9 protein-coding genes and 1 pseudogene are annotated in these 11303 nt (G+C 58.8%); 6 read left to right on the forward strand and 4 right to left on the reverse strand.

Annotated elements, in window-relative coordinates:
- Positions 1-52: 52 nt before the first annotated feature.
- Positions 53-2683: an MGH1-like glycoside hydrolase domain-containing protein gene (locus ACA052_RS16675; protein WP_497645852.1), complete on the reverse strand. Its 2631-nt coding sequence runs from the start codon at positions 2681-2683 to the stop codon at positions 53-55.
- A gap of 297 nt (positions 2684-2980) precedes the next feature.
- Between ACA052_RS16675 and ACA052_RS16680 the strand changes: the two genes are divergently transcribed.
- From ACA052_RS16680 to ACA052_RS16695, 4 genes and pseudogenes are all read left to right on the forward strand, one after another.
- The gene (locus ACA052_RS16680; RefSeq protein ID WP_497645853.1) at positions 2981-3844 is read left to right on the forward strand and encodes a LysR family transcriptional regulator; all 864 of its coding nucleotides are present in this window, start codon (positions 2981-2983) and stop codon (positions 3842-3844) included.
- Positions 3845-4578: 734 nt separating this feature from the next.
- Positions 4579-5595 (forward strand): annotated as a pseudogene (locus ACA052_RS16685) (IS110 family RNA-guided transposase).
- A gap of 511 nt (positions 5596-6106) precedes the next feature.
- On the forward strand, positions 6107-7252 hold the full coding sequence (locus ACA052_RS16690) for a sterol desaturase/SRPBCC family protein (RefSeq protein ID WP_497645854.1): 1146 nt from the start codon (positions 6107-6109) through the stop codon (positions 7250-7252).
- Positions 7249-8349, forward strand: coding sequence for an SMP-30/gluconolactonase/LRE family protein (locus tag ACA052_RS16695; RefSeq protein ID WP_497645855.1), 1101 nt, complete (start codon positions 7249-7251; stop codon positions 8347-8349). The genes ACA052_RS16690 and ACA052_RS16695 overlap by 4 nt, the downstream gene beginning before the upstream one ends.
- Positions 8350-8495: 146 nt before the next feature.
- Here ACA052_RS16695 and ACA052_RS16700 read toward each other — a convergent pair whose 3' ends face one another.
- Positions 8496-8738 (reverse strand): hypothetical protein, encoded by a 243-nt coding sequence (locus tag ACA052_RS16700; RefSeq protein WP_497645856.1) that lies wholly within the window; start codon positions 8736-8738, stop codon positions 8496-8498.
- Between the two features lie 98 nt (positions 8739-8836).
- Positions 8837-9070, reverse strand: coding sequence for a DUF465 domain-containing protein (locus ACA052_RS16705; RefSeq protein WP_497645857.1), 234 nt, complete (start codon positions 9068-9070; stop codon positions 8837-8839).
- Positions 9071-9286: 216 nt separating this feature from the next.
- Between ACA052_RS16705 and ACA052_RS16710 the strand changes: the two genes are divergently transcribed.
- On the forward strand, positions 9287-9808 hold the full coding sequence (locus ACA052_RS16710) for a DUF4142 domain-containing protein (RefSeq protein ID WP_497645858.1): 522 nt from the start codon (positions 9287-9289) through the stop codon (positions 9806-9808).
- 60 nt (positions 9809-9868) lie between these two features.
- Here the strand turns inward: ACA052_RS16710 and ACA052_RS16715 are convergent, their stop codons facing one another.
- On the reverse strand, positions 9869-10054 hold the full coding sequence (locus tag ACA052_RS16715; protein ID WP_497645859.1) for a hypothetical protein: 186 nt from the start codon (positions 10052-10054) through the stop codon (positions 9869-9871).
- Positions 10055-10449: 395 nt separating this feature from the next.
- Between ACA052_RS16715 and ACA052_RS16720 the strand changes: the two genes are divergently transcribed.
- Complete coding sequence (locus tag ACA052_RS16720; RefSeq protein ID WP_497645860.1) at positions 10450-11301, forward strand: STAS domain-containing protein; 852 nt, start codon at positions 10450-10452, stop codon at positions 11299-11301.
- Positions 11302-11303 lie beyond the last annotated feature (2 nt).

Genomic DNA, 11303 nt, shown 5'->3' on the forward strand with positions numbered 1-11303 from the left:
GCTCGCTCCCACATTTAATCTGCGTCAGGCAAAAATCTCTGCAAATCCGCGATCAAGGCTGTAACAACAGCGCCACCAGCGCGGTCCAACCCGTCTGATGACTGGCCCCCAAGCCTCGCCCGGTTTCCCCATGGAAATATTCATGGAACAACACCAGGTCGCGGCTGGACGGGTCGGCCTGCAATTGCGGATACGCCGCCATCGAGGGACGATTGCCCTCTTCGTCGCGCAAAAACAATCGGCTCAGCCGTTGGCTCAGGCTGTCGGCAACCTCTTCCAGCGAGGCATAAAACCCGGATCCCGTGGGGTATTCCACGGAGAAGTTCTGATCGTAATACCGGTGAAATTCGCGCAAGGATTCGATCAACATGTAATTGATCGGCATCCACACCGGCCCGCGCCAATTGGAATTGCCGCCATACAGCCGCGATTCCGACTCCGCCGGCTCGTAGCGGGCGCAGAGTTTGTCGCCATTGATTTGCAGGCCGAAAGGCAACTCGGCGAAGGCTTTGGACAGTGAGCGAATGCCGAATTCACTGAGGAACTCGTCTTCGTCGAGCATGCGGTTGAGCAGGTCTTTGGTGCGCTCGCCGCGCAACAGTGCCAGCAGCATCCGGTTGCCTTCGCCCGGCTCGGTCCAGCGCGAGACCAGGCTGGCGAGGTCCGGTCGATGGCGCATGAAGCCGAACAAGCGCTCACGCAGCCCCGGCAGCCCCTCGTGCTCGTGCTGTTCCAGCACCTGCACGGCGAACAGCGGCATCAGGCCGACAATCGAACGCAAGCGCAGCGGCTCGTTCTCGCCGTCGGGACGGTGTAGCACGTCGTAGAAAAACCGGTCCTGTTCGTCCCATAAACCTTCGGCCTCGGAGTCGACCCGATTGATGGCCCCGGCGATGTAGAGGAAGTGCTCGAAAAACTTCACCGCGATGTCGACGTACACATTGTTGCGCTTGGCCAATTCGAGGGCGATGCGCATCATGTCCAGCGCATAGGCGGCCACCCACGCCGTGCCATCGGCCTGATCGAGTTGGTAGCCGGGTGGCAAGATCGCCGAGCGGTCGAACAACGCGATGTTGTCCAGACCAAGGAAACCGCCCTGAAACACGTTACGGCCCTCGGCGTCCTTGCGGTTGACCCACCAGGAAAAATTCAGCAGCAGCTTATGGAAAATCCGCTCGAGGAAGTCCATGTCCCCTACCCCGGTCAGCGCCTTGTCCTGTTGATACACCCGCCAACTGGCCCACGCGTGAACCGGCGGGTTGGCGTCGTCAAAGCGCCATTCATAGGCCGGCAGTTGACCGTTAGGGTGCATGAAGCGGTCTTTGACCAGCAGCAACAATTGATGCTTGGCGAACTCGGGATCAATCAGCGCGAACGCCACGGCCTGGAAGCCCAGGTCCCATGACGCGTACCACGGATATTCCCATGTGTCGGGCATAGAGACGATGTCCACATTCGACAGGTGCCGCCAATGCGTATTGCGGATGTGCAACCGCTCGGGCGGCGGCTTCGGTTGCGTCGGGTCGCCGTCGAGCCACTGATTGACGTCGAAGTAATACAGCTGTTTCGACCAGAGCAATCCCGCCAGGGCCTGACGTTGAACGTTGCGCGCGTCCGGATTGCTGATCGCGCTTTGCAACGTGGCGTAGAAGGCATCGGCTTCGCTACGACGCCGTTCAAACAGGCCCTTGGCATTGACTCGGGCGGCGCCTGCCGGAGCGAACCGCATATAGACGCTGCGGCTTCGACCACCCTCGAAGGTCAGTGCGAAATGCGCCGCCACCCGGGTTCCTCCATCACGGCGGATCGCGTCGTTGATGCCATCGACCAGAAAGTCGTTGATCCCGTCCTTGAACGGACCTTGCGCGGCCACACCATCGAGCTTGGGAAAGTTGCTCTGGTTTTCGCAGAGCAGCCATTCGCAGACATCCTCGCCCCAGGCAGTGGCCTGCCGGTCGGCCACTTGCGGGTGTCGGGCCAGCACCTGATCGCCATCGAGCGTCAGGCTCGGCTTTTGCCCCTCAGCCACCCAACTCCAGGTGTTGCGCGCCCACAGGTGTGGCAATACATGCAAGCGCGCGGGTTGGTCGCAGCGATTGTGCAGCGTCACGCGCATGAAGATATCGTCCGGCGCGTGTTTGGCGTATTCCACCGTCACGTCGAAATAACGGTCGTCGTCGAACACGCCGGTGTCGAGGATTTCGTACTCGGTATCCGCCAGGCCCCGACGGGCGTTTTCAGCAATCAGGTCAGCATAGGGAAATTCGGCCTGAGGGTATTTGTAGAGCATGCGCATGTAGGCATGGCTCGGCACGCCATCCACGTAGAAGTACAGCTCTTTGACGTCTTCGCCGTGATTGCCCTCGGCGTTGTTCAGGCCGAACAGGCGTTCCTTGAGAATCGGGTCGCGCTCGTTCCATAAGCCCAGTCCGAGGCACCAATGCTGGGCCTTGTCGGAAAACCCGGCGAGCCCGTCTTCGCCCCAGCGGTAAGCCCGGCTACGGGCGTGATCGTGAGGGAAATAACGCCAGGCGTCGCCATCGGCGCTGTAGTCCTCGCGCACCGTGCCCCACTGGCGCTCACTCAGGTAAGGCCCCCATTCGCGCCAGGCCCCGGCCTCGCACCCGACCAGACGCTGGCCTTCGACGGTGTCCAGGAGGTTTGCAGCGGGTTTGGCCGTCATGGGTGGGTCCGTTGGGCAATAGACGGTTGCAGTGTAGTGCCTCTGTAGTCCGCTTGACTGAACACCACCTGTAGCAGCCTGCGTTCGGTTGGTGTAGCAGCTGCCGAAGGCTGCGTTCGGCTGCGAAGCAGCCGTAAAATCGGACACTGAGATGTATCAGGCACACCGAGATAGCCGGATTCACGACTGCTTCGCAGCCGAACGCAGGCTTCGCCAGCTGCTACATGACTCGGCCAGCAGGTATCCGTTGGCGAAGCCTGCTCTTACAATGCCTGCACTTCCAACAACGGCCGCCCCATGGACATTGACCTCGCCCGCACCTTTCTGGAAATCGTCCGCCACGGCAGCCTGGCCGCCGCCGCTGAAAAGCTCCACGTCACCCAGACCGCGATCACCGCCCGCGTGCAGAAACTCGAGAGCCAATTGGGTAGCACGCTGTTCGTGCGCAACCGCGCCGGCGCTCGCCTGACGCCGAATGGCGAGGCCTTTGTGGTGTATGCCAATCAGTTGGTGCAGACCTGGGAAGCTGCGCGCCGGGACTTGCCGTTGCCCGAGGGTTACCACGACGTGCTGCACATCGGTGGCGAGGTCAGTCTGTGCAACCCGCTGATGCTCAGTTGGGCCGGCGAGTTGCGCGAGAAGATCCCCAGTCACGCGCTGCGCATGGAGATTCGCGACGGCGAAAACCTGTTGCGCCAATTGGAGCTGGGGGTGCTGGATGCGGCGCTGGTCTATCAGCCGGAGTACTGGCCGCGCCTGCAGGTCGAGCAGGTGCTGGAGGAAAAACTGGTCCTCGTGCGACTGGCCGGCCGGCCTGATCCTTACGTGTACATCGACTGGGGCCCGGACTTCCGTCGCCAGCACGATGCCGCGCTGCCGGAAAAGGCCAAGGCCGCCTTGAGTTTCAACCTCGGCCCGCTGGGCTTGCAGTACATCCTGGAAAACGGTGGCAGCGGCTACTTCCGCACTCGCGTGGTTCAGAGTTATCTGGAGAGCGGGGTGTTGGAGGCTGTGCCCAGAGCCCCCGAGTTCAGCTATCCAACCTACCTGGTTTATTCCCGAGACCGTGATTCGGCGACTCTGCAACGGGCCTTTGATTTGTTGCGCGAAGTTATCAGGTCTGATGAAGATTGGTCGCAACGTTGGAATCCTCTGACCTGAGTGCTGGTTACTTGATGGGGTTTTTAGGGGGCATATCCGTTTTTTGGTGATGGCTGATATTGGTTTCGCTTTTACAGCGAGTCACTTGGAAAAGCGCCAAGTAACCAAGCGCTTCTGCCCCTTTCGTTCGGTGCCTCGCTGTGGCTCGGCATGCCCTCGCTCCGGTCCTGCTCCGTGGGCCCGCCGCCATCGGCCATCCATGGCCGGGGGCGGCTAACCCGGCATCCATGCCGGGTTGCCCACTGCGCAGAACCTCCACTCGGCCTCTCGAGGGGGCGGTGCGTCAAGATCAAGAGCTACAGGCGAGCTAACGCTCGGCCTTGAGTGGTGAAAAGCAAAAGCCGTACGTCGATGTTTGATCGTTCCACTCTGCGTGGAAACGATCACATCAAGATCAAAAGATCGCAGCCTGCGGCAGCTCCTACAGTGGAATGCGATCCCTGTAGGAGCTGCCGCAGGCTGCGATCTTTTGATCTTGATCTGTTGCCCCTTTCCCAGAGGCCGAACGCAGGCGTTGCGCAGGGGGCACCGCGGCAAGGATGCCGCGGTAGCCGCCCCCGGCCATGGATGGCCGATAGCGGCGGGCCCCCGGAGCAATGCCGGAGTGAGGGCATGCCGAGCCCTAGCGAGGCACCGAATGGAGGGGCAAAGCCTTAATGAGATGGTCAGCCCGGTGAGAGCCTCGGCGAGTCTAAACTTGCCGGGGCGCTCTCTTTACCGAAGGAGGATCTCTCGTGAATACCGTGACGCTTTTGGGTATCGACATCGGCAAGAACACTTTCCACCTGCATGGCTAGGACGCCAGAGGCCATCAGGTGCTGCGTAAAAAACTCAACCGCAACCAATTACTCCCCTATCTAGCGCAGATTTCGACCTGCAAAATTGCCATGGAGTCCTGCGGCGGATCTCAGTGGCTTGCCCGGAAAATCAAGGAGCAAGGCCATCAAGTACAGTTGATCGCCCCGCAACATGTGAAGGCCTATGTCACCGGCAACAAAAACGATTTCATTGATGCCGAGGCCATTTGTGAAGCGGCCTCGCGTCCTAGAACCCGTTCGGTCCAAGTCAAAACCGTAGAACAGCAGGTGCTGTGCACTGAGCACCGACTGCGCAAGTCCTTGGTAAGTCGACGCACCGCCGTCATCAATCAAGTGCATGGATTTCTCCTGGAGTTCGGCGTCATCTTTCCCGTCGGATACGCCGCCCTTGATCGGGTCTCGGGCCTGATGCAAAGCCGTGAACTTCCCATTCGTTTGATAAACGCCATTGAGCGCATGCTTGAAGATATTCGGCAGCTGACTGGCGAGATCAAAAAACTTGATGTCGAGATCAAGCAAAACCTCGCCCAAAACGACGCCGGCCAACGCCTGCAAAGCATCCCCGGCATCGGCCCCCTCATCGCTAGCGCTCTGGTGGCCGATGTCGGCGACGCTTCGGTTTTCAAATCGTCCCGCGACTTCGCCGCATCGTTGGGGTTGGTGCCGAGACAGTATTCAACAGGTGGCGAAACTGTCCTCCTCGGCATCAGCAAACGGGGCGATAAATACCTAAGAAGCCTGCTTGTACAGGGCGCTCACACCGTTTTGTACCGAGTCGATCACCGAACCGACGCCCTCGGTATGTGGGCCAAAAACTTACTCGCCCGCAAGCCTCTGAACAAAGTGGCCTGTGCCCTGGCGAACAAAATGGCCAGAATCGTCTGGGTGTTATTAACCAAGGGCGGCACCTACAACTCACATCTCCAGGCTTGATCCGTACGCTTCACCCCTGGCTTTTGCGACGTCAGTAGCTGATGACGATAAACGGCAGACATCCTGGCTGAAAACCTGAGAACCAAAAAAGCTTCGGAGGCTGAAGCCTTTCTAAAGGACAGGCAGGAGCGACTACTCATCAAGGGCCGAGCGCTATCCGTGCTCACACTGAGCCCGAATACATTAGCGCAAGCTCGATTTACCGTTCATCAGTACTGGGTGGCAGAAGATGGGCTGACCATACATTTGGTTCCTTTTTGGCGTTTGAAAAAGGGACTCGCTGTAAAAGCGAAACCGCCAGCAGCCGTTACCGCAGAAACGGATATGTACCCAACCCAACCCAACCCAACCGAACCCACACCGCATCAATCAAATCAAATCACCGAACAACATTACCTACCCAAGTGCCGTTTGCACCGAACCATGGCAGTTGTGCCGTGAAGGTTCGGCCAGACAAACCGCCGGGATCGGCTAATCTGCTGGAGATAACAATAAAACACAGGTGATTGCAGTGAGGCAGACCACCGAATCATTTCGCGCCCGTTACCGCGCAAGCATTCATCCGTTCTATAACCCATGGCTGCACGGCTCGTTTGTGCTGCTGTTCGGGCTGCTGGCCATCGCCGGGTTCTGGAGCACCGTGCATCAGGTCAAGCCGCTGGAGTGGGCGGCGGTGCCCCTGGCCTTGTTGTTTTTCAACTTCGGCGTGTACAGCGTTCATCGGCACCTGGGGCACCACAAAAAGAGCTTCGCCCGACTGTTTTATGCCCGACATGCCGGCGACCATCACAGCTTTTTTGCTCCGGGACACATGACTTACGACAGCGCTCGCGACTGGCGGGTGATTCTGTTTCCGGCGTGGCTGATCATGCTGCACACCCTGGTAATTACCCTGCCCCTGTGGTGGTTGCTGGAGCAGTTCGATGCCAACGTCGCCGGGTTGGTGGGCGGGTGTCTGGTCCTCGGTTACCTGACCTATGAAGTGTTCCATGCCTGCGAGCACCTGCCCCCCGCGAATCCGCTGACCCGCCTGCCGTGGATTCGCCAGATGCGCCGCCTGCATGAGCTGCATCACCGACGCGAGCTGATGCAGGAGCGCAATTTCAACATCGTTTTTCCGCTGATGGACTACCTGTTCGGCACCCTGTACTGGGAACCGGAGCAGCTCTCCCCACACCCGACGAGAATCGCCATGACCCGCATGCAGCATCAGATCGACATTGCCGGAAATCCGATTGACGTGCTGGCCTACGCCAGCGCGGTGACGCTCTGGCCGCAGTGGCATCCGTCGTCGCTCAAGGTCGAGGGGCCGCGTGGACCGCTGCACGCGGGCGCGCGATTCGAAGAAGACATTCGGGCGGGCGGGCGTGACGGGCATTTGAGTTGGGTGGTCGACGAGTACCTGCCGGGACGCCGCTGGAGCGCCCGGGCGCTGGGCGACAATGGCCTGTCATTGGTCGTGACTTACGAGTGCGAGGCCGAGGGCAACGGCACGCGGTTTGTCCGCACCCTGGAATATCAGTTCAGCGGCCTGGCGATGCGCATCGCCAACCAACTGCTGCTCAAACGGCGGATCGACCATGAATCGGCTGCGTCGATGCTGGCATTGCGTGAGATGGCGCAAAAAAACCTGGCCCCGGCAGGAGTCACCGCGTGAGTCGACCCGTAAAATTTCGGCATGTGGTGCTGCTGGTGCTCGTGGCCATCGGCGCGTTCCTGTTGCTGATGCCGACCAAGGTGCAACCGGTGGCCTGGACACCGCAACCGGCGCCCTCTCTCACCAGCGGAATCTATGCCGACAATCAGCGCCTAAAAGGCCTGGAGCCTGTCGGTGTGCTGAAGATCGACGGGCCGGAAGCGCTGTTGCTGGAAGACAGCACTCTCATTACCGGCCTGCATGATGGCCGCTTGATTCGCACCAGCCTCGACGGCAAGGTCACTAAAGTGCTGGCCGATACCGGCGGCCGGCCGTTGGGCCTGGCCCGCCACCCCAATGGTTTGCTGGTGATCGCCGATGGGGTCAAAGGTTTGCTGTCGCTGGATGCCCAAGGCCAGTTGATACCGTTGACCACGGCGGCCAACGGTGTGCCCTTCGGTTTCACCGACGATGTGGCCATCGACAAATCCGGGCATTACGCCTACTTCAGTGATGCTTCCAGTCGCTTCGGCTATGGCAAGGACGGCGAGGCCATCCTGGAGCATGGTGGCGACGGCCGCTTGCTGCGGTATGACTTCCAGACCGGCAAGACCACGCTGCTGCTGGATAAACTGGAGTTTGCCAACGGCGTGACCCTGGGACCGGATGACGCCTTTGTGCTGGTCAACGAAACCGGTGCTTATCGCATCAGCCGCTATTGGCTGAGCGGGCCGAAAGCGGGCACCCATGATGTGTTTATCGATAACTTGCCGGGGTTGCCGGACAACCTGGCATTCAATGGTCGCGACCGTTTTTGGGTGGCCCTTTATGCACCGCGTAACGCATTGCTCGACGCCACCGCACCGCACCCGTTTGTGCGCAAAATGATCGTGCGGGCAATGACCGTGCTGCCCAAACCGGTGGAAAAGCGCGGGTTTGCGCTGGGACTGGACCTGGAGGGCAAGGTGATTGCGAACCTGCAGGACGGCAGCAGCGATAACTACTCGCCGATCACCACCGTTCGCGAATATGGCGATTGGTTGTATTTCGGGTCGTTGAAGGCGGATCACATGGCGCGATTGCCGTTGAGTAAGGCATTAAACAACCAATCACAATGAACCTGTAGCAGCTGGCGAAGCCTGCGTTCGGCTGCGCAGCAGTCGTAAAATCAGGTACTGAGGTGTATCAGATATACCGAAGTATCCGGATTTACGACTGCTGCGCAGCCGAACGCAGGCTTCGCCAGCTGCTACAGGGCAGGTGATTACCGGGGATCCATCTCGCCATCGCGCACCGCGTTGTCGGTTTCTTCCAGCACCCGTTCGGGATGCATGGCGGTGGAGAGATCCTCGTCCAGCGGGATGGCACCTTCGTTGTCCGGCAGTTCGTCGATGCCGGGCTCATCTTCGGGATGGATGGTCGTTCTTCCAGGGCTCAACGGCTCTGGATGGGTCGGGATCGGGTCGTAGCCGCCCTGCTCTTCGCTTGGGAATTTTGGATCATTCATGAAGGCACCTCGCATGGAGCCGTAGATTCGGACTCTAATCATTCGAGGTGCCGGGATTTATTGCCGTTCCAATTTTTCAGCCACCGGTCGTCGGTGGCTCACGAGTGCGTCTGGAGTTGTTTGACGATCTTGTCCTTGACCAGCAAACGCGTCTCCTTGAGCTTCCTCACGGCGTCATCGCTGGATTTGGCTTGCTCGGCCTTCACCACTTCGGCATCCGCTTGCGAATACTTGTTGATCAGCGAATCCAGTAATGGATCCGTGGTGCGTTTTTGCTGGACATCTTCCTTTGAAAGTTTCAAATCCTGATAAAGATCGTGTGGCACCGGCATGGAACACCTCCATTGTTGATCGGCAGCAAGCGCGATCGATTGCGCTCACCAACTATCAGGATGGCCTTGGTTAGCCGGTTCTGTCGACCGCCTATCGGACCAGCGGTGCCCGTTCGTCGTCCTGCCGCAAACGCGATAAAACCTTTGTCCGCCCATCGGCCTCCACTGATTAACGATCACTCGATCGCCCATGAAAAACTGTGTGGAGAAAAACCAATGGACGGATTTACCTTGCGCCACCTCGCTTTGGCTGTCGCGTTGAGCACTAGCATGGGCATGGCCTGCGCTGCCACTTCCAATGACTTCGTTGATAACGCAGCCGCAGGCGGCATCGCCGAGGTCGAAGCCAGCAAACTGGCGCTGGAAAAAAGCAAGTCGGCGGACGTTAAGGCATTCGCCAACATGATGATCACCGACCATTCCAAGGCCAACGATGAGCTGGCGGCGCTGGCGAAAAAGAACGACATCAAAGTGCCGGACAGTACGACGCTGGTGAAGCAAGCCAAGGAAAAAATCCTCGACATGCGCGATGAATCCTTCGACGCGGCCTACGCCAACAACCAGGTCAAGGCCCACGAAGAAACCATCGAGCTGTTCAAGAAAGAAGCGAACACCGTGACGGACGATAAAGTCAAAGGCGCCACCGAGCTGAAAGGCTTCGCGCAAAAAATGTTGCCAGCGCTGGAAAAACATCTGGATATGGCGAAACAACTGCAAGCGGCGCATCCGAGCAAGTAACGCAATCTGACATCAAAAAAGACCGCATTCATCGATGCGGTCTTTTTTATTGCATGGGCGCTAGCCGCCGTCGGTGTCAATGTCGGCATCCGTCTCGTCACCGGGTTCAGGACGGTCCGGATGGGGTTTGAAACCCGGACTGAACTCGTTGTCGTTGTCGGTGTGGACATTCTTCTGGTCAACGGCTTTATCCGCACTGCTGGGTTCGGCGGTTTCCGCGTCGTCAGGATCAACTTGATCGTTCATAGGTACCTCGTTCGTCACTGCATGGCCTTAGCGTTTTGAAACCTGCCAGCAGACAACGTTCCATCGAATGGATCACACGATCTTTTGATCTTCGCGCCGAAAACAAAACCCAATCGCAGCCACTGTAGGAGCTGCCGAAGGCTGCGATCTTTTGATCTGCGCCTTTAAAAGCAAAGTCAAAAGATCGCAGCCTGCGGCAGCTCCTACACTGCGATCTTTTGATCTGCTCTCTTTAAAGCAAAGTCAAAAGATCGCAGCCTTCGGCAGCTCCTACTATTCTTGCACCACAGGAAAAAATCATGGCGGGGGAACAACTATTTCATTCGGCAAATGTCACTGACATGCGCCGGTCAATTTTTGGGGAATCGCCGCACACTTCCAGGGAGTCAAGGCACATGGCAGCACTGCAAACCACCACACTCGACGCGATCAAAAAAAACCAGACGCAACTGCTTTCCGAATGGATCGGCAGCCTCGAGGCCAGTGGTGCCACGCGCAACATCAAAGAGCATGACCTGCAGCAGCAGACATCTGAATTTTTGCACTTGATCGTCTCTGGACTGGAAAAAGGCAACGGCCAGAATGTAGCCGCCACCGGTTGGGACGAAACGCGCCAGTTTCTGGAAAAGCTCTCCCATAGCCGCGCGCTACTCGGCCAGGATTCGCAGCAGACCGCCAGTTTCATCTTCGCATTGAAAGGCCCGCTGTTTGCGCTGCTGCAGAACCACTACCAGGACAATCCGGCACTGCTGGCCGAACAACTCTGGGAAGCCTCAGAGCTGCTCGATGCCCTGGGCATGCACACCATCCGCACCTTCCAGAAATCCCGCGAGGCGGTGATCAAGCGTCAGCAGGAAGAACTGCTGGAGCTGTCGACCCCGGTGGTCAAGCTCTGGGATGGCGTGCTGGCGCTGCCGATGATCGGCACCCTCGACTCGCAACGGACCCAGGTGGTGATGGAGTCGCTGCTGCAACGGATCGTCGACACCGGTTCGGAAATCGCCATTATCGACATCACGGGCGTGCCGACCGTCGATACGTTAGTCGCTCAACACCTGCTCAAGACCGTGACCGCCATTCGCCTGATGGGTGCCGATTGCATCATCAGCGGTGTGCGTCCGCAGATCGCGCAAACCATCGTGCACCTGGGGCTCGACCTGCAAGGCGTAGTCACCAAAGCCAACCTGGCCGACGCCTTGAAATTGGCCCTGACCCGTCTGGGAATCACTGTCAGCAAGGCGGACTGAGC

It is taken from the genome of Pseudomonas sp. LBUM1644 (assembly GCF_059716195.1).